This window comes from Actinobaculum sp. 352, from assembly GCF_003957265.1.
Taxonomy (GTDB): Bacteria; Actinomycetota; Actinomycetes; order Actinomycetales; family Actinomycetaceae; genus Asp313.
Genome location: NZ_RQSN01000004.1, coordinates 1 through 19,907 on the forward strand (window position 1 = coordinate 1; position 19,907 = coordinate 19,907).

Sequence of the window (19,907 nt, forward strand, 5' to 3'; positions counted from 1 at the left end):
CTGAACTATTACGCCGCCCAAAACGACGGCCGCCGCACAGCAGTTCTCCTCGCTCCTCGATCCACCCGTTCGGTCGACCAGGCACGCCCATGCTCAACGTCAACGTCCACCCCACACCCGGGATAGCTACCACCCATCAAGCCACAAGGCCAGCATGCCGCACACCCCACGCGACCACACTTACGGTGGTCGTCCCCGCACGGTCGGATCAACCAGCCGTGCAACTGGTGTGGAGATCACGCCTGGAAACAGGCACCTGGCAGCGTGAACACGACGCACAGCTGTCATTGGCCTTGACCCTTCTCGCGGGGCTCTCGCCAGTACAGGAGGGGGCGGGAGAACATTTCACGGCGGGTGGCCTCTTCGGCCTCACGCCGCTCACGCTCACGCACACTCTCCGCACCATGACGACTCAACCACACCGCATCCAACCGCTTGAGCGCCTCCTCCTTACGACGTTCCTCTTCCTGCGGGTCCGGAACCTCCCGACCACGCATAGCACACCACACCTCAGGACTCCACGTCCGCTCCCGCTCATCCCTCTTCCGACCAGCACCACGCATGCCCGTGCCACGCACACCAGACTGCTGCGCTTGACCGCCACGCACACTAGCGCCACGAGTACCGGACTGCTGTACTTGACCGCCCCGCATGCCGGTGCCACGCATACCGGCCTGTTGTGCCTGCCCGCCGCGCACACCCGTTCCAGCACGACCCGTGCCACGGCCAGATTGCTGCGCCTGACCGCCCCGGACGCCGCCCGTACCGGCTCCACGGCCAGTCCCAGCACGACCACCAGCGGCTTGTCCACCACGAACACCGGTTCCACGGTCACCCTGGGCTTGGCCACCCCGGACGCCGCCCGCACCAGCCCCACGGCCATTAGCGGCTTGGCCGCCCCGCGCACCACCGGTGCCACGCATACCGGCCTGTTGTGCCTGCCCGCCACGCACACCCGTGCCTCGTGTCCCGGCCCCGGTTCCACGGGCCCCGGTACCGGTGCCTTGTTGGGGTTGGCCTGATAAGGGGATACGGGTGGGACGCATACCCATCTGCTGCGCATTACTCCACCGCACACCAGATGCCGCACCACGGGCCAACCCAGCAGCACCAGCAGCACCCGCGGCCGCACCCGCCGCCCCAGCAGCCGCACCCGCCGCACCACCCGTGGGGTTGTTGTTGTCTTGGAAGGAGAGACGTCCGGCTTCCCGGACCCGGTCCATCAAATCCCCTCCACCCGGACCATACAAGTAGCGTGCCTCCGCCGAATCAGCTCGGATCATCCGCCCTTGCGGAGTACCCACCATGCCCTCCACACGCTCACCCGCATACCACGAAAACATCCACGCCAAACTCCCAGAAACACCCACACCCGCCGCAACCGCACCCACCGACGGAACAACAGACCCCGTATCCGACACATCCACATCCGGATCCGTCTCGGCCGGGCGGCCCTCCGCCAACGCCGCCGCATACGACGCCCCACCATCAGAGGGTAGACCCGTCACCGACGAATCCACACCAGACGACGACGGCGGCATGTAGGTCACATAGGACCGCGGAGCCGCTTTCTCGCTCCTGGGGAGCATGCGAATCGCACGATCCACCTCCTCACCCACATAATCCACCATCCGCCCAGCCCGCTCCTCATACCCACTATCACGAGCCTCATGCGCCTGATGAGCATGGTCCAACTGCCCCGTCACATCCACATCCGGATTCGCAAGACCACGAACCGCGACAACCCCTGACTGCGCCACATACGCCGCATCCGACGATGTCGTATCCGCACTAATCTCCTTGTGTGCGGCTCGGGCCTGAATCGTCACGTCAGCGATCACTTGAACCGACTTGCCCATGGCTTCCGTATCATCCGCGTGGTCTCCTAGGCGGTTCCTCACCCATTCCAGCGACGACAGCATCGCATCCGCCGTCGCACCCCGAATCCCCCAATCATCTGGATTCAACATCCCATTAACCCTGCGACGCAACCCCTCAAAACCATCACTGACCTCATTCAGTTTTTCGGCCAGTTGCTGTGCCTCTTCTGGGTCGAAGGTCGCGATCTGCGCCAGAATATCCCGTTGCTCACGACTGGCCAACTGCTGTCCCCTCTCCCCTCGCGTCCCAGTTAGGGTCGTACTCGGTGAGCACCCCAGCACCCGGAACAGGATCGTGTGTGATGCAACAGACTCTAACGACTTATAGTTGTCTTGTCCAGCGGATACGGAAGTGTATTTCTTGTCCTTAACATGCTCCTCACCGTGTTTGCGCAGGTCATAGGCCTGTCACGCTGCTTTCACGACTCTCAAACTTGCTGTGGAGAATGCGGACCACATCGCGATCTGTCACAATCAAAGAACACGACAACCCGAGACTCGGACAGAAAGACCCCCCACTATGACCACACCACCGCCCAACAACGACCCTCACATAGCCGGCCCAACTCAAGCTAATACAACTGCGACGGCTGGTCGGGATCGCTCGCGCGGCTGGGCCTGGGCGCTCATTGGCGCTGTAGTGGTCGTGGCTGTCGTGGTTGCCGGGATTATTATCGCGGGACGGAACACGCCCAGCACACAACCAACAAGCACACCATCACCGGGCCTCTCCTCCTCGCAGGCAACAGCACCCGTACCAACGACCACGGCCAGTACAACGGAGCCAACCACGCCAGTGGCGTCTGCTTCTCCGACCGTCACCGGACCCACCCAGGTCGGTGGGTGGACGGTGGAGATCCTGGAATACTCACCTAATGTGAACGACATCCTCACCGCCGCCGACCACCCCGTCACCATCGAAGGACACAAATGGGTCGGCGTCAAACTCCGCATCACCAACAACGACCCCGACAAAGCATCAGCATACACAGACCTCGGCCGCCATATCGTGGGCACATCGAAAGGTAAATACTACGAACACTACATGACCGTTGGAGGGTACAAGGGCGATGAATACCTTGTGAAAGTGTCACGACTCTACCAGGGCGAAACCGGTGAGGGCTGGCTGTACTACCAAGTCCCCGGAGACTTCACACCCACCGGCATGAGCTTCGAAGACTACCGCATCGACCCCGACGACCCACCCGAAACCCTCATCCTCATGCCCACCACTGGCTGAGCGTCACGGCATCCCACGCCCGGTACTTTGTGGGCAGACCTCGGCCCATGGACTAATGGGCTTATGCCACGCTTGGCATGATGACCAACCCTCCCACGGCCACTTTTCAGATGCTACCCCCAGACCCGGATGCGGGCCCCATCCAGCATCCAAAACCACGCGCAACAAAGACACGCCCCCACCATGACCAGACCACCACCCAACGGCACGTTCACAACCTCCCCGACAACTACACCCAGGCGGCGTCGCTCAAGTCAAAGCCGCCTCACCCGCCAACGGACAACGTGAAATACGTCACGTCCAGTCAGTGTGAGGGCATCCCTCCGACCAACAATCGGACCTCCAGAAGCCGCGTAGAGACAGCGCCTTAACAAGGCGGACATTGCTGCCGCCCGCCCCCGCCACCGCACCCACCGACACGATCGATAAGGCCGTATTTATGCTGGTAAACGCGACATCGCACATCATCTGATCGTGTTGCCCAGCGCACCACGAGGCCCGCAAGCAGCGGCGCTCATGACCCTATAGGAAGGCGTGTCAACGCCGTGCCGTGCGGGGTGGTTAGCATGGGGTGGTGCGTGTTGTCAATGGGTATTGATACCCGTTGGGTTGGCTAGCGGGCCGGGCCGGGGCCTGGTTAGGGTGAGGAACACGTGACAGAACTCCCGCTCACCTCCGGGCCCGAGCAGGACGTCACCGCAACACAACATACTGGCAAAGCACGACACCAATGGATTATGTGAAGGAGTGTGTGGCCGTTGTCTATCAACACTAACCAGCTACGCGATGATGGTGCGATCCGGGAAGGCGCCCAACTCGTGGCCTCAGCTAAAGAAGAACTCACCGGTGAAATCTCCCGCCTAGAAAACGAAATCGCTGGCTGGGCCAGCGCCTGGAAAGGCTCGGGTGCTGCCGCGTTCATGAACTTCCAACAAAACTGGAACACGCGAGTGAGCAAACTCTACGCCGTGCTCGACGAGTTCTCCGCCAACCTGACCGGCACCGCCGCCCAAGTTGAAGACACCGAAGCCGACGTGTCCTCCTCCTGGGGAGAAATGCAAGGCCTCCTGGGCGGCTAACCCCCACCCCTCCCCATCCGGCCTGGCCTGGTGTGAGGCGGGGTCGGACTATACGAAACCAAACCACATACCACCGTGCCCCTGTCACCGGTTCCATTCCCACCGTCGTGGAGAGAGAGTCCGGCACAGATTCTCGGCACGAGTCGACCAAGGGAAGAAAACGAACCCATGATTCAAGTCAATTTTGAGGGACTACAGTCCGGCTCTTCGGGCATGTCCAGCTCGTACTCGCGTATCGATGACATCCTCAACAACCTCGAGTCCAAACTCAACGGTATCCGGGAACGCTGGGACGGCCACGCCCAAGCCGCCTACTCCGAAGCCCAAGCCCAATGGGACAAACTCGCCCAAGAACTCAACGACCTCCTGCGCATCGCCTCACAACGCGTAGCCGCCTCCGGCCAAAACTACCTCCAAACCGACCAAAGCGCAGCCAACCGCTTCCGCTAAACACCCCGTGTGGCCCCACCCCCGGGGCCACACACCACCCCACAACCACACACAGACACCCCAACACAAGCGACAATCAACACCAACCCACCCCAACAACCCACCACAACGCAAGAGCCCGAACTACCACCTCTCGCACCAGAAGAGAGCTGTGGGCGTCGGGTTTTCCGCCCTGTCGGATTCCCTGCCACCTCACGCGTGAGAAGAGAGCCCCTATGACTGATATTGTTCTTATCCCTGAACAAATCAACGCCACTATGACGAAACTGGACGAGCTCATCGAGGAGTACACACAGGTACGTTCCTCCTATGAAGAGGCACAAACCGCGCAATGGGCAATGCCAATGCTTGAAACCTATCCGCCTAATTTCGGTGACAGCAACGGCGACATCGGCAGCGGTATCAGTGACACTGAGCAAGGGCTACGCGAAGTTCTGGACAATCTTCACCAGGCAGTCGAGGAGTTGTATGACGCTGACGATAACGCCAGTTCCGCCCTCATCGAGGCCGCCACAGCCCTCAATCTCGATCCAGATGTACTCGGCCAGTACTTGCGCGATTGCGCAAACAATATGGACGCAACCTTCCAAACCGGATCCCATATCGAATTGCCGGACTTCCCCCAACAAGAACCATAGAATCTGTGCGCGCAGTAAGACGCTTCCAACGTCGGCGCACTGTGTACCTTCCACTGAGTAGAATCCGTGTGCCCGGTGAGACGATTTCCTTCCCGCCTCGAGTTCCTTTCCGCCTCGAGCCTCGGCAGGCTGGAACCGAGAATCTGTGCGCGCAGTAGGACGGTGGGCCGTCATCCCATGGCATGATATGAACCATGACTGCCCGGAAGAAAACCGTCCAAGACCAACCCGAAGGCAACACGCCACCTGATGACGAAGGCAGAGTGGCCAGGCCGCGCCATGACGTTGGCGCAATTCTCCGTTTTCTTGGTGGCGTACTGTTGGCGGTGGCAGTGTTCGCAGGAATCATGGTGGCGATAGGTGTGCGGCTGGATCAGGACCCACAGCCCACGCCTCCCTCCAGCGCGGAAAAGGCGAGGGAAAGTCTCGTCGAGCAGGCGCTGCGTACCGGTAACGCCGCCCAACAACTCGCCACTGCAAATCCCGACATTCCCATTTACCAGGAGATTGCCGACGCCGGCCCCATCTGGGCCGAGTCGCTGGGCGGAACCTGGCAGCCATGGCCCTCAGGAGCACCAACCGGCCAAACCAATCCACCATTGAATACTGCAGGCACAGCGGCCAACAATTCCGAACTTCGCACCCAACTGACGGACTTGGCGGACACAGCGCTGGCCGCCAATTCCGACGCGGACGCGGCTGACAGGGCCACTTATCTGTCGATCTCCCTGGGAGCACGTCTACTCGCGAATCGCCTGGCAGACACCACCAACATCGATGCCCCCGGCTGCGGTGACACCGACATGACGATTGTCGCTGCCGCCACCGGAACTACCGACTCTCTCATAGCCGCAGACTCCGTCCGGCAGTGGCTGGAAATTGATGCAGCTGCTCTTCCAGCTGATGGGCGTGATTTCGAGGTGAATCGGATCGAATCAATCACCCACCTAGAAGAAGCGATGATCGTAGGCGGAACAGCGGACACTCGCGAAGCTTTCGCGGCTCGCCCCGATCTCGCGGACGGCCAGAGCTACACCTCGGTCGCTCTGAATGCCCTCACGGCGCAGCTTCTACAAGCAGCGGCCAGTGCCGATGCAGCCGGTCGAGAGGCTACTGTCAACTACGCCTGCTCCTTGTACTCTAGTGAGGACGCGGCGAGCGCCGGCGCCATGCCCGGGGCAAATTGAGCGCCTGCACGCCTTCTTCAAGTCCACTTCGCTGCCGCCCACCTCGCCGCGGTCGGTCACGGTAAGTTCTACTGCGGGGATCTACTCCCCCTCCTGCACTACCTCGACGAAGTGCTCCGCCGCCTCTCCGACGGGTACCTCTCGTGCAGTCCCCGCGCGGCGATCCCGGATTTCGACGACGCCGTCCTTCAGACCGCGACCAACCACGATCGCATAAGGCACACCTATGAGTTCATAGTCGGCAAACTTCACACCTGCGGAAACCCTCCTCCGGTCGTCGAAAAGAACCTCTACACCGGCGTCGTCCAGTGCGCCCGCGATCATCGCAGCAGCATCAAACACGGCGTCGTCCTTTCCCGTGGCAATTACGTGCACGGTTGCAGGCGCGACGCTCTTCGGCCATATCAAGCCTTTCTCATCGTGGTTCGCCTCTGCCAGCGCGGCAAGCAAACGGGAAACACCGATCCCGTAGGAGCCCATTGTGACAACACGCGACTTCCCATTCTGGTCCAAAACCGTCAGGTCCAGAGCATCTGCGTATTTGCGACCCAGCTGGAAGATGTGGCCAATCTCGATTCCACGCGCGATCTCGAGCGGACCCGAGCCGTCAGGCGCTTCGTCGCCCGCGCGTACTTCAACCGCTTCCAGGAAACCATCGGCCTCGAAGTCACGCCCATACACAAGATGGAAAACATGTTTGTTCGCGGCATTCGCGCCGGTTATCCAGCTTGATCCGCGCGCGACGTGCGGGTCTAGTAGATAGCGCAGCGCAGGGTGTGCCGTTCCTGCGTCCCCAGCGCGAGCACCACTTGCACTGGTTTCCCCATCCGCAGCACGGGCACCACCCGTCCCTTCGCTCGGCCCCGCTTGTGCCGCGCCTGCTTCCGCCCGGCGCCGCGATGACTGCGGTCCGATGACCTGGGGGCCGATATAACCGGGAACGAGTTCCGGGAACTCCTCCAAATCCCCAGCGGTTGCCATTTCCACCTCGGCGGGGGCAAGATTCGCTTCCACGCGCTTCAGGTCGACATCCCTATCGCCAGGCACTCCGATGATTAGAAGCTCACGCTCACCGTCCGGCTGAGTGACCACCACCACGACATTCTTGAGAGTGTCTGCCGCCTGCCACGGTCTGCCCTGCCGTGGGTGCAAGTCGTTAGCAACATCGACCAGTGTATTGATCGTCGGAGCATCCGGCGTCGGGAGAACAAGCGGCTCCGGTTCGTTGGAATAGTCGAGTTCCGGCAATGCCGGAGTGGTGACCGCTTCCGTATTTGCTGCATACCCGCCGGGCGATCTGACGAAAGTGTCCTCGCCAACTTCACAAGGGAAGAGAAATTCCTCCGAACGCGATCCTCCCATTGCACCGGAGACTGCCGAACAAATCGCATAAGGCAAGCCGAGCCTGTCAAAGACCCGCTGGTATGCATCGCGCATGAGGCTGTACGAGGACTCCAGACCGGCGTCGTCGATATCGAAGGAGTACGCATCCTTCATAACGAACTCGCGGCCTCTAATCACACCGGCGCGTGGACGGGCCTCGTCACGGTACTTCGTCTGAATCTGGTACAGGACCAACGGTAGGTCCTTATACGACGAGTACAGATCCTTTACAAGCAGTGTGAACATCTCCTCGTGCGTGGGCGCGAGAAGCATGTCTGCTTCCTTTCGGTCCTTGAGTTTGAAAAGCGTTGGCCCATACTCGCTCCACCTGCCTGTCTCCTCGTATGGATCGCTGGGAAGCAATGCCGGGAAAAGCACCTCCTGTGCCCCAGCCCGATTCATCTCTTCGCGTACGATCTGCTCAACATTGCGCAACACGCGTAGCCCCAACGGTAGCCAGGTGTAAATGCCGGGCGCGGCACGGCGTATGTAACCGGCTCGCACCAGCAGCTTATGGCTGGCAACTTCGGCGTCGGCGGGATCCTCCCGCAGGGTACGGAGAAAAAGAGATGATAGCTTCAGCACGGGACCAAGCATACCCTGTGGTGGGCGCGGCTCCTGCGTCCATCCGCACAGGCAGCCTGTTCGTGTATCCGCAGGAATTGGCCGCGCCGAAACTACTCTCGCCGCAATTGGCCGCGCCGAAACTACTCTCGCCGCAATTGGCCGCACCGCAGACGAGTCCTGCCGCTGCTTAGACCCGCTGCATACTACGCTCTGAATTAGTCCCGCCGCGCAGATGCTCCTGCCTTCACACCGCCTTCCGCGCAATACATGCCTCCCGTACCAGTGCACGAGGCCATAATCCATGCCGCGAAGACGTGCCGGAGGAAAGAAATGCTCAGTAAGCCGTTGGGCTGACGCGGCCGCCGAAGCTCGCCGCCATGCGTTACGCCAGTCGGGGAAACAATTCCAGTGCGGTTGTACTCAACAAGTCGTCCAAGTCCTTACCGCGCAGCAGGCCACCACCGCAGATGCGGTGCGCGTTCTCAACCACTGCATGGTCTGGAGCATACGGCGTGTCAGTGCCGAATACCAGATGCTGTGTGCCAACCATATCCACCAGCGTGCGGGCTTGCCGCGGGAAAGGAGCAGAGGAGCCGATTTCGTGGTACATGCCCTTAACCAGTTTCTCCACATTCGGACGCGATCCCACCGGCAGGAGGAAGTTGGTAAGAAGTTGAACGCGGTCGGCAGTCGCGGTGAGCGCGGATCCGTTATGCGGCAGAATCCACCGAATATCCGGATACCGCTCAAGGGTTCGCGACAGGATAAGGTCAACCACGGCACGCGTTGTCTCAAAGAGATATTCGATAAGAGCCGCGGGACGACCGTTTGGAATCGACTCATAACCCGGCGGCGCCGTCGGATGAAGAAATACCACCGCACGACGACGATTCAATTCCGCCAAGAGCTCACTGAAATCTGGATGCGCCGGATAACGCCCCGCAACATTCGTGAGCAATATGATGCCGTCGGCCCACAACGCGTCCAGAGCACGCACAGCCTCCTTGACTGCCGCCTCCGGAGCGGTCATCGGCAAAGATGCCAGCAACCCAAACCGCCCGGGATACTCCGCAACCGCGCGCGCTCCTTCGTCATTGAGTCTCTGTGCCCAAGCAATTGCGTCGTCGCCAAAGCAGGGCCCCGGGCTGGATACGGAAAGCACCGCGGTATCGATACCGAGTTCGTCCATTAGCTCAAGATGCGACGCAGCGCTCCATTGCGGAACGGGAGAGCCGTCCGGCCGCGAAATGCCCGCAGCGACAAGGGCTTCGCGGTAGTCCTGCGGGACGTAGTGAGCATGAACATCGATTACACGTGTCATAAGCACATTCTCCCGGGCAGTCCCATATCGGTCAACCGTCACTTAGCTGCAAATGCGCCTAGGTGTATTTCCCTTGCGCCGAAAACCTTCTTTGGCCTCGTGTTACTCGCTGCGTTACGCACATCTAGGTTGGTCCGAAAATGCCCAAGCAGGCTCAGCGTGTGCTGGGCAGATGCGGACCGCGCCCGCGCGAAGTCACCTTTTTCCGCTCAAAACAGTACCGTTGCCCAGTCTCCCACGGTTCTAAAGCCCACCTTCCGGTACGCTGCCACCGCAGAGGTATTGAAGTCGTTGACGTACAACGAAACCGTGGGGGCGAAAGTAGCAAGAACCTGTTTGACGACGGCGGCCATACCCGCCGTCGCGATGCCCTGGCCTCGCAGGTCAGGCGCGGTCCAGACTCCTTGTATTTGTGCAACCCCACCAGCCAACGCGCCAACATCGGCCTTGAAAACAACCCGTGGTCCACTGCCGTCGGGCGCCTGCCCCAGTCTTATGTACGTGCGCCCGGAGCGAATCAGGCTTTGCGCCCGATGCACATACGCACTACCGAAGGTGGTGGGATCGTAGCCGACCTCCTCCGTGAACATCGCTACGGATGCGGGCAAGACGAGGTCACTCTGACCGATTCGTGCCGGTCGCACCTCGGGATCACCAGGGATCAATGGTTGGTCATCGATCACCATGGAGTATTGCCGTTCCCGGATACCCCGCGCTGGACCCCAATACGGTTCCACCCGCTCCCACAAACCCAGAGTCTGATCTGCCGGACCGACAAACGATGAGCAGATACGCCCTCGATTCAGCACGGTCTCCGCGAGTCGGTCCAGCCCCTCGTCGCTGAAACCGAGAGGGATGAGATTGCCAGAGTCCCACGCCATGGCACTCAGCTCATTATTCGGACCATCAAAATAACCGAGGGCAGGCCACGGCCCGGACCCGAACATGTCCACGTTCGACCGCGCCAAAACTGCGTTGACGGGATCAGCGTCCAGAAGGGAAACAACGGCTTCGCGGTCGCCACCGCTTAAACGCCGCAACGGACTGGGGGCTCGACCCGGCCAGCGCATCTTGACACTGCCTCCGACTAGTAGGTAACGACCTGTACTCCGGAATTCTCTCCGTTCTCGTTTCCTAAGTCCATATCTTCCGCCATACGGTTGGCATGACGCAGCAAGGTTTCAACAATTTGGTCTTCCGGTACGGTCTCGACCACCTCACCGCGGACGAATATCTTGCCCTTGCCGTTGCCCGATGCGCATCCTAGATCGGCTTCGCGGGCCTCACCGGGCCCGTTAACCACGCATCCCATGACGGCGACACGTAACGGTGCGGTTATGTCTTTCAGGCCCGCCTCGACGCTTTCCGCCAGTGACCACACATCCACCTGCGCCCTGCCGCACGACGGGCAGGAGACGATCTCCATTTTGCGTGGTCGGAGCCCCATGGTCTCCAGGAGCTTGGTACCAACTTTGACTTCCTCCACCGGAGGCGCCGACAGCGAAACACGAATCGTGTCGCCGATTCCCTCTGCCAAGAGAATGCCGAATGCGGCGCAGGATTTAATCGTGCCCTGGAAAGCGGGACCGGCCTCAGTCACGCCAAGATGCAGTGGCCAGTCACCCCGTTCGGCGAGCATCCGGTAAGCCTGCACCATCGTGACGACGTCGTGGTGTTTCACCGAAATCTTGAAGTCGTGAAAGCCGCATTCCTCAAAGAGGCTTGCCTCCCACACCGCTGATTCGACGAGTGCTTCCGGCGTTGCACGCCCGTACTTCTTCAAGAGACGGGGATCCAGCGAACCGGCATTGACTCCGATGCGAAGAGAAACGTCGGCGTCGGAGGCCGCTTTGCAAATCTCCGCCACCTGATCGTCAAACTTGCGGATATTGCCGGGGTTGACACGGACCGCTCCGCAGCCCGCCTTGATGGCAGTAAAAACGTACTTTGGATTGAAGTGAATATCCGCGATCACCGGTATACGCGACTGCTTCGCAATCACCGCCAACGCGTCGGCATCCTTGTCCGTGGGGCAGGCAACCCGCACAATATCGCAACCAGCGGCTGTCAATTCAGCAATTTGCTGCAGGGTGGCGCCGATGTCGTGGGTCTTCGTCGTCGTCATCGACTGCACGGATATGGGCGCGTCACCACCCACATCAACCGACCCGACGTGGATCTTACGCGTCTTCTTCCGCACAGCTAGAACCTCGGGGTCTGTGCGCACAGATGGCATACCTAGCGAGACACTCACGTATTCAAGTATTCCACCTCGGCGGTCCTATTGGGATGGCTGAGTCTGTGATATGCAACGACTACGCGCGACGGCCCATAAGCACGGGGCCATCGGAGGGATGACACCGCCCTGCGTCAAGCGGGCGGTTTCTTCACCTTGTTCGCTTGACCACCTGTCATTCGCTTCTCTCTTCACGTGATCGGAGCGTTACGAGCCTCCTTGGGCCGTTACAGGCCTCCTTGCTGCCGCCAGGTAGTCAGACCCGGCTGAGGCCAGGGTCGCCAACGCCGAGAATACGAGGAGAGCAACTGCGCCTACGTAGAGTGCGTCGAGACTTCCTTCGCGAAGCCCCAAGCTCAACTCGAGCATTGAGGGGCGATATCCGGCCATGGCGTTCGTTCCGGGGCTCAGCACGGCGACGATCAGCACTGCCACATAGTAAAAAACCAAGAAGAATGCGCTGGAACTACTGATCCTGCGCGGGTTCTCCTGTTCTGTCGCGCCATGAGTCAATAATCCGATAGCAAGTTGGAATACGAAGAGGCCAACGCCGACGGCCAGATTGAAAAGACTGACATCGGTTCCATTTCCGAAGCTGCCTGGCACTATGACTAACAAGAATGGGCACAGCGGCCACATGACCCACTGGATCGTCAACAGCTTCACACGCCACGTGGGGACGTAATCTCCGTCAAGCGGTTCGGCTCGAGCGCCTGTGCTGGTTGACATTGAGGAGGCGGACAGCTGGCTGCTCGGCGTGGTGTTGTGGACATTTACGCTGGGGACTACTTCCCCACCCTGCGGTGCATCGTCGGGCTGATCAGCACGCTCAGCATCCCGGTTACACGCGCCACCATCTTCTATTAGTTCGTCTTCTATTAGTTCGTCCATGGTGCCCCTCTTCTATGGTCCATACCGAAAGGCGGCTGATCCGATTGGGTGGTGTCGACGGCGGAGCGACTGTCGCGTCCGTTTCGGTATGCGCCTGTTACATTGGGATCTGGCGCGGGCGGCGGAGCAAATCGCTTAGCCCACCGATAATCACGTATTGCCGAGCAGAGCGCAGCAAAAAGAAGGATTGGCACAGCAAGTGCCACCACACCGGTGATCCTGCTAAGAGCACGTGCCTCAAGCCCCAGGGCGGATTCGAGAATTGATGGATGGACTCCGTGCCCGGTCTCCGAGGGTGCACTAGCCCCTGCCACGATCAGAGCAAGGTAATAGCTGCCGAGTAGTATGGCAGTTGGCTTCATTCTCGGCGACCAGCCAGCCCAGTGTACAGCCTTGCCTGTGAGTACGCCTATCGTAGCTTGCAGTACGAGTATGTATGGACACAGCAATAGCAAGGTTCCAAAGGTCTGCACACCCGGGTCACCGCCGCCAGGCAGAGCAAGCGCGAGTATTGGGCACAGTCCCCACATCAGCCATTGCACCGGCACATACGTGTCACGCCATCGAAACGGCTCCAGCGTCACATCCACTGCACTGGGCGTTTGACCATCCGAGGCAGTCCGTGCCGCACAATCGTCTTCCGGCATCTGCGGATCTCTCGTGACCTCCGGCTTTCTTTCACGGCTCAACACTGCTCACGACCTTTCACCTTATGCATAGCCGGAGAAATTGGTGCAGAGCCGGACTCCTCTGCACCCGCACAGCTAGCGGTGTCCTCCAAGGCCTGCGACGGCGCAGGCACGTCCGATATAGTCGGCTCATGTTCCCCACCCAGCACCGTTCGACCAACTGCGACGGGGTCCTTGCCCTGGGCCCGCTCCCGGTGGGCTGGTCGTTTGGCCGCCAGGCCATGCCGACTTGAATACGCGGCCTCACTTGCCTTATTCCGGTCAGCGAAGGCAGACAGGAAAGCGGCGAGTAAAAGGCCCATGGTGATAATTCCCATGGCCCGGGCTACCCAGCCCAAGACTTCGGCGAGAGACAGCGAGACTTCGCCCCCTCCTAGCAGGAGGCCGATGGGTGACGGGTAGTCTTGTGTGTCGTCGGCGTCGGGAAAGAGCAAGCCGGTAACCATGACGGCTACGTAATAGGAACACAATACCTTTGCCGTTCGCCTAAAGACCCGCCGAGGTTCGAGGGATCGGGACGCCAGCATTGTGAGCGCACAAGTTGCTGTCTGGAAGATCAACATCAGCGGCACCGCAGTGTATATTGCTACAAGCGCCATCCATCCGGGACCACCCTGCCCGCCGGGTAGAACGACCGCCATTGTCGGACACACAATGATCATGAACCACTGCAGTCCCTGTAACAGCACACGCCAAGCCGGCGGCTCCTCCGCCTCACCGACTGCACAGGCAACATCGCGAGCCAGCTGCTCCTCATCGAATTCGCTCTCCCCGCGCATCAATGCTCCCCGTCTCGCCACCAGTCCTGCGGCCCACGTTCCAGACCATCGGCGCCCCCTGCCGAGGACCCAGATGCGGGATCTGCGGAATCAGCGGCGTCTGTGGACAGCTCCGTCGCGGTAGGCACCTCCCTTACAGAAGGTACGTCCGCTGTAGCAGCTGAGCCACCAACATGATCGAGACGCGACGAGGTCTGGCTGGCCGGAACGTGATCTTGCCAGGTTGATTGCGCCCATGACTCGTCATGCCGACTCCAATATGCAGCATCCCGCACCCGGCTCCAGTCCACCAACGCAGAAAAAAGAACACCCAACATTAGACATGGCGTAGCCAGCATTCCACAAAGATAAACGACTCCAGGCACTCCTTCCCAAATAAACGTTGGAAGCCGCAGTAGCCGCAACAGCGAGCCGACAATCGAAAGGTACTCCTGGTAATCGTCCAAGTCGGGGGCACACAGCACGGTAACCATAACACTGATGTAGTAGACACGCATGATGGAGGCTGTGCGGGCGAAGACGCGAGTCGGATGAAAGAACCGGGTAGCAATGCCGGTCAACACACCCGCACCGATTTGGGCGATGAGCATCCCTGGGACGAGCAGCATTAGCGTCAATGCCGCTACCCACCCACCGCGACCGGGCCCTCCAGGGAGGATAACCGCCGCGGCCGGGCAGACCAGAACCATCAGCCACTGGAATGACATGAACGACACGCGCCATTCTGGCGGATCGTCCAACTCGCCGACTGCTTCAGCTACCTCATCCGCGATCCACATCCGATCAGCGTCACCCGCCACGCCGCGGCCCCTCATTAGAGATCTTCCCCGCGCCGACGAGAGGTTTCGTATTCTGTGTGCGACTTGCTGCTGTTCATAGTGCCCACACTACCTGATAGCGAAGTCAGATAACAGGCCGTCGCAGAATATCAGACGCAGACTGCTGCAATCGGGACCTCCTACACAGTGCCGTTGAGAAGCGGACAGCTAACGTGGCACCGCAAAGGCACCCCACCCGACGGCACTGCTATCGCAGGCTGATAGGGTTGACGATATCCGCCACGATTAGCAGCACGGTCATCGCGATAAAAGCAACGGCCACCGCGTAGCTCAAAGGCATGAGGCGCGCGGTATCCACCGGTCCGGGGTCAGGACGGCCACGCCACCGTGCAATCTGCCTGCGTATTCCCTCATATAACGCACCAGCCATATGCCCGCCGTCTAGGGGCAGCAGGGGGATGAGATTGAAAATGAACAGTGTCAGGTTCAGAGAACCCAGCAGGAGCAAGAGGTCTCCGATTCGGGCCGAGACCCCGTAAAGATCCGAATCGGCGCTGGTGATCTCCCCAGCCATACCGGCAACCCCCACGATGCCGACAACACCGCTGGTTGATCGTTCATTGCCGGAAATGAGGTCTGTTGTCGTATGCCAGAGTTCTACCGGCAGGCGCAGAAGAACGCCCGCGGTGGCCTTCGATATGGTCCACACCTGCCCCGGCACTGCGCTGAGCGGCTGCGCCACCTGTGCATAGGCGGGTGATACCCCCACATAGGGCCGTAACTCGGTCACCAGATTGCCCGAACTGTCGGTCACCACATTGCCGGATGAATCGGTGACGGGGCGCTGCGTCAGCACGGGTGTCACCGTCAGCGTACGCTCCTCGCCCGCTCGCGTAACCGTGACGGAAACCGGGGCATCGCCTCCTGCGGCAATGGCGCTTTGCACATCCTCCCAATTCTCAATGTCGGCGTCTCCCCAGCGCGTGATGGTATCGCCGCTCTCCAGCCCGGCAGCGCGTGCCGGAGAGACCGGATCATCGGACGTGCACTCCTGTGCGGTGGTAATGCACTGCGCCACATAGGAAACCTGGTTGGTTGGTGTCGGCGAACCGATACCGCACATAACGATGGTGAAGCAGAGTCCCGCGAGCAGCAGGTTCACGAAAGGCCCGGAGAACATGACGACGAGCTTGCGCGGAGCCGACAGGCGCCAAAAGGCCTGATCCTCCTCTCCCGGGCCGATTTCCTCGGCCGAGGCAAGCCGCGCCTCCTCGGCTAAAGTGACTTGCCCACGCCGTCCAACACGTTTACGGCTTTCCTTTCCGGGTGCCAGCATCCCGGATAAACGCACATATCCGCCCAGTGGGATCGCCTTGAGACCATACTCAGTACCCCGAATTGTGGTGGACCAGAGAGTGGGGCCAAAGCCAATGAAATACTGGGATACCTTGACTCCGAACTTCTTCGCGGGAACGAGATGCCCTAATTCGTGCAGGCCGACGGATACAAGCAGCCCGAGGACGAGGAAGAGGATTCCCGGGATTGAGCGCACGTTGTCCTAGATCCTTTCTCGCTAGCGGAGGGCTATGAGTTCGCGAGCACGGGCACGTGCCCAGTCTTCGGCTGCATGAACCGCCTCCATGTCGAGAATGCCAGATGGCCCTGAAAATTCGCCGAGTACTTCGACAACCGTGTCAACTATGCCAAGGTACGGTAAACGCTCCTGCAGAAAAGCCGCCACGCATTCTTCGTTCGCTGCGTTCATCACTGCCGGATGCAGGGGCGAGGCAGCCACGGCGTCGCGCGCCACCTGCACAGCCGGGAATGTCTCCAGATCCAGGGGTTCAAAGGTCCACTGCACCGGCGAGTTCCACCGGTTCGGAGTGCTCACGCGGTCCAGCCGCTCGGGCCAGGACAGCCCCAGGGCGATCGGAAGGCGCATATCCGGCGGAGAAGCCTGCGCGATGGTTGCCCCGTCGTGGAACTCGACCATGGAATGAATAACCGACTGCGGATGTACTACGGGAACGATGTCCTCGGCAGGCATGTCGAAAAGATAGGCGGCCTCAATCAGCTCTAAACCCTTGTTCATCAGTGTTGACGAGTTGATTGTGACAACCGGCCCCATATCCCAGGTGGGATGCGCTAAAGCACGAGCAGGAGTCACGTCTGCCAGCTGTGAACGGCGCATCCCCCGGAAAGGACCACCCGAAGCGGTGAGAATAATCCGCCTCACGTCGCTCTTTCCATCCAGGGATGGCGAGGTGAGACCACGGTGATGAAGGCCCGAACGCAGCGCTTGCGCTATGGCAGAATGCTCCGAATCTACCGGAACGATCTGCCCCGGGCGCGTCATTGCCGCGCGTACCAACGCGCCACCGGCCACAATGGATTCTTTATTGGCCAGTGCCAGGGTGGCGCCGCTGGATAACGCCGCCAGCGTTGGTGCCAGGCCCACCGACCCGGTGATACCGTTCAGGACGACGACGCTGTCCACGCCTTCTGACTGCGCGGCCTCACCCCACGACGTCGCCAGATTCTCTATTGCGTCCGCACCGGCAAGGATCTCCGGGAAACCGCCTGCGGTGCGTCCTTCCGAAGCCCAACGCTTCTGCACAATGGTCCGTAGTTCAGTCGCGGTTGCAGGATTCGCAACCCCAATACACGGCACATTGAAGGTGATGGCCTGCTCGGCCAACAGCTCCAGGTTTCCTCCGCCCGCCCCCAAGGCAAGAACACGGTAAAGATCACGCCGCGTAGCGATGACATCGAGCGCCTGCGTTCCAATTGAACCCGTGGAGCCGAGAATCACCACTCCCCGGCGTTTGATATTCGCTGATCGATCCGCATCGCTTGACTGGATCGAAGCTGGCGCCTCAGTCACATCTTGTTCCCGGATCGGGTCCGGCAGTTCAAATGTATCCACGCCGTCTCACTCAACCGCAAGCAGCACGGACAGGGCACGGTCGAAATACACGTCGACGACGCCTTCGTCATAAGCCTTTGCGTTCTTCGCGGCGGGGAACACAACCTCTCGTATGTCGGAGGAGGTCAAGGTCCGTTTGCCGTCGAAGTACTCGGCTAAGTGGTCGACCATTCTATCCACGGCGTCTTTGGAGTATCCCCAGCCGTCGGCGTTGGCGAAGCGTTCACCGCGCGGGCGCAGCAGGCGCGGGTACAGGCTCTTCGCGTTCTCGTATGTTTCGTTGAGCCAGGCGTTTTCACCCTGCCGGGCCACCACTTCGGCCCGGCGCCGCTGGATGAAGGCCGCTTCTAGCCGGTCCAACGCCGCGTCCACGGCAGAAGGACTATAACCATTGCGAGCTCGGCCAAAACCGGCGTTGCGCACATCCGCTTCGCCAAACCTACTGGCTCCCACGCCGTTATAAGCCTCCTTCGCCCTGGCGAGAAAATCGTCGACCTCGTCCGGATCGTAGCCAGTGGCGAAGAAGCCCACCCGCTCGAAGGTGTCCTTACTCATTGCCCGTCCTCCCTGGGTGCCCCGCTGCCGTCGGCGGAGCCGGAGCGCAAGGCCTCGGCAGCTGCGGCAGCTTTCTTTGCCCGTGTGGATACACCACTGACCTCCGCGACAAGCTGGCCGCATGCACCATCGATATCGCTTCCGCGCGTATCACGGATCGTCGTGGGAATACCCGCACTTACCAGGGTATCAACGAATGCCTGTTGTGCCTGCGGTGTGCTGGCCGTCCAGATCGAACCGGGCGTTGGATTCAAAGGGATGGGGTTGACGTGAACCCAGCCACGCCCGCGAGCGTTGAGTTCGTCGGCGAGGAGTTGCGCCCTCCACACGTGGTCGTTCATATCCCGGATCAGAGCGTATTCGATGGAGACGCGGCGTCCTGTTTTCACGAAGTAGGCGCGTGCTGCGTCTAACAGTTCGCCCACCTTGAAACGAGAGTTAATGGGAATAAGCGGGTCTCGCAGGGTATCGTCCGGGGCGTGCAGGGATACCGCGAGTGTCACCGGGAAGCCTTCGTCGGCGAGTTTTGCGATAAGCGGAACCATGCCCACCGTCGACACGGTGACATTACGGGCTGACAGGCCGAAGCCCGCCGGTACAGGTTCGATGATGCGGTGCAAGGCGGCCCGTACCTGTTTCCAGTTGGATAGAGGTTCGCCCATCCCCATGAACACCACGTTGGTCACCCGCGCGGGCTCTCCGGCAAGTTCGCCGGAAGCCGCCGCCACCATCCCCAGGCGTACCTGCTCCACGATTTCGGCCGCCGAGAGATTACGGGTGAGGCCTCCCTGGCCCGTGGCACAGAAGGGGCATGCCATGCCGCACCCGGCCTGCGAGGAAATACATAGGGTCACTCGGTTCGGGTAGCGCATAAGCACGGTTTCCACCATGCCGCCGTCGAAAAGCCTCCATGCGCTCTTGATCGTTCGCCCGCCGTCGGCCTGCAAATCCTGCACTTTTGTCAGCAGCTGCGGAAAAACAGTGGCGACGACGTCGTCGCGGATACCGGCGGGAAGATCGCTCATGGCTTCGGGAGCAACCACATGCCGTTCAAAATAGTGCCGTGAGAGCTGGTCGGCCCGAAAGACGGGCAAACCCAGTTCCCGCATCCACTCCTTGCGCTCGGCCACGTCCAGATCGGCCCAATGCCGTGGTGGTTTTCCCTTGCGTTCCGGCACGAAGGACAATAGCGGGCGCGGGCCTGACTCCACGGCGGGCATAACTTGCCTGGTAGGCTTACCTGCCGCCACTGCCGAGGTCGAGTTACGGATGGCTCGCACCGGTACCCCGTCACGGGTGCCACCTGC

At 60.6% G+C, this 19,907-nt stretch carries 17 protein-coding genes; 5 read left to right on the forward strand and 12 right to left on the reverse strand.

The window, feature by feature from the left end:
• Positions 1 to 284: 284 nt before the first annotated feature.
• Entirely contained in the window at positions 285 to 2,102 is a 1,818-nt protein-coding gene (locus EKN07_RS05165) for a hypothetical protein (protein ID WP_126145810.1), read from the reverse strand.
• Between the two features lie 298 nt (positions 2,103 to 2,400).
• Here EKN07_RS05165 and EKN07_RS05170 point away from each other — a divergent pair, with 298 nt between their 5' ends.
• From EKN07_RS05170 to EKN07_RS05190, 5 genes are all read left to right on the forward strand, one after another.
• The gene (locus EKN07_RS05170) at positions 2,401 to 3,120 is read left to right on the forward strand and encodes a hypothetical protein (RefSeq protein ID WP_126145811.1); all 720 of its coding nucleotides are present in this window, start codon (positions 2,401 to 2,403) and stop codon (positions 3,118 to 3,120) included.
• 758 nt (positions 3,121 to 3,878) lie between these two features.
• Complete coding sequence (locus EKN07_RS05175; protein ID WP_164505388.1) at positions 3,879 to 4,199, forward strand: WXG100 family type VII secretion target; 321 nt, start codon at positions 3,879 to 3,881, stop codon at positions 4,197 to 4,199.
• Positions 4,200 to 4,367: 168 nt separating this feature from the next.
• Positions 4,368 to 4,649: a WXG100 family type VII secretion target gene (locus EKN07_RS05180; RefSeq protein ID WP_108714735.1), complete on the forward strand. Its 282-nt coding sequence runs from the start codon at positions 4,368 to 4,370 to the stop codon at positions 4,647 to 4,649.
• A gap of 215 nt (positions 4,650 to 4,864) precedes the next feature.
• On the forward strand, positions 4,865 to 5,287 hold the full coding sequence (locus EKN07_RS05185; protein WP_126145812.1) for a hypothetical protein: 423 nt from the start codon (positions 4,865 to 4,867) through the stop codon (positions 5,285 to 5,287).
• Positions 5,288 to 5,481: 194 nt separating this feature from the next.
• Positions 5,482 to 6,474, forward strand: a complete 993-nt coding sequence (locus EKN07_RS05190; protein WP_126145813.1) for a hypothetical protein — start codon at positions 5,482 to 5,484, stop codon at positions 6,472 to 6,474.
• An 81-nt stretch (positions 6,475 to 6,555) separates the two neighbouring features.
• Here the strand turns inward: EKN07_RS05190 and EKN07_RS05195 are convergent, their stop codons facing one another.
• The 11 genes from EKN07_RS05195 to rlmN all read right to left on the reverse strand — a co-directional run bounded on the left by EKN07_RS05195 (position 6,556) and on the right by rlmN (position 19,820).
• Positions 6,556 to 8,454: a proline--tRNA ligase gene (locus tag EKN07_RS05195; protein ID WP_126145814.1), complete on the reverse strand. Its 1,899-nt coding sequence runs from the start codon at positions 8,452 to 8,454 to the stop codon at positions 6,556 to 6,558.
• 352 nt (positions 8,455 to 8,806) lie between these two features.
• On the reverse strand, positions 8,807 to 9,745 hold the full coding sequence (locus EKN07_RS05200) for an amidohydrolase family protein (protein ID WP_126145815.1): 939 nt from the start codon (positions 9,743 to 9,745) through the stop codon (positions 8,807 to 8,809).
• A 209-nt stretch (positions 9,746 to 9,954) separates the two neighbouring features.
• Positions 9,955 to 10,815 (reverse strand): GNAT family N-acetyltransferase, encoded by an 861-nt coding sequence (locus tag EKN07_RS05205; RefSeq protein ID WP_126145816.1) that lies wholly within the window; start codon positions 10,813 to 10,815, stop codon positions 9,955 to 9,957.
• Between the two features lie 17 nt (positions 10,816 to 10,832).
• A complete protein-coding gene (gene ispG, locus EKN07_RS05210) occupies positions 10,833 to 11,981 on the reverse strand; it encodes a flavodoxin-dependent (E)-4-hydroxy-3-methylbut-2-enyl-diphosphate synthase (protein ID WP_108715882.1) in 1,149 nt (382 codons plus the stop codon).
• Between the two features lie 207 nt (positions 11,982 to 12,188).
• Entirely contained in the window at positions 12,189 to 12,872 is a 684-nt protein-coding gene (locus EKN07_RS05215; protein ID WP_108715883.1) for a hypothetical protein, read from the reverse strand.
• 685 nt (positions 12,873 to 13,557) lie between these two features.
• Positions 13,558 to 14,340 (reverse strand): hypothetical protein, encoded by a 783-nt coding sequence (locus EKN07_RS05220; RefSeq protein ID WP_126145817.1) that lies wholly within the window; start codon positions 14,338 to 14,340, stop codon positions 13,558 to 13,560.
• The gene (locus tag EKN07_RS05225; RefSeq protein WP_126145818.1) at positions 14,340 to 15,155 is read right to left on the reverse strand and encodes a hypothetical protein; all 816 of its coding nucleotides are present in this window, start codon (positions 15,153 to 15,155) and stop codon (positions 14,340 to 14,342) included. Before EKN07_RS05225 ends, EKN07_RS05220 begins: the two co-directional genes overlap by 1 nt.
• A 211-nt stretch (positions 15,156 to 15,366) precedes the next feature.
• Complete coding sequence (locus tag EKN07_RS05230) at positions 15,367 to 16,671, reverse strand: site-2 protease family protein (RefSeq protein WP_126145819.1); 1,305 nt, start codon at positions 16,669 to 16,671, stop codon at positions 15,367 to 15,369.
• Positions 16,672 to 16,692: 21 nt separating this feature from the next.
• Positions 16,693 to 17,982 (reverse strand): 1-deoxy-D-xylulose-5-phosphate reductoisomerase, encoded by a 1,290-nt coding sequence (gene dxr, locus EKN07_RS05235; RefSeq protein WP_206435684.1) that lies wholly within the window; start codon positions 17,980 to 17,982, stop codon positions 16,693 to 16,695.
• A gap of 69 nt (positions 17,983 to 18,051) precedes the next feature.
• Positions 18,052 to 18,600 (reverse strand): DivIVA domain-containing protein, encoded by a 549-nt coding sequence (locus EKN07_RS05240; RefSeq protein WP_108715889.1) that lies wholly within the window; start codon positions 18,598 to 18,600, stop codon positions 18,052 to 18,054.
• Positions 18,597 to 19,820, reverse strand: coding sequence for a 23S rRNA (adenine(2503)-C(2))-methyltransferase RlmN (gene rlmN, locus EKN07_RS05245; protein ID WP_108716693.1), 1,224 nt, complete (start codon positions 19,818 to 19,820; stop codon positions 18,597 to 18,599). The genes EKN07_RS05240 and rlmN overlap by 4 nt, the downstream gene beginning before the upstream one ends.
• Positions 19,821 to 19,907: the final 87 nt, after the last annotated feature.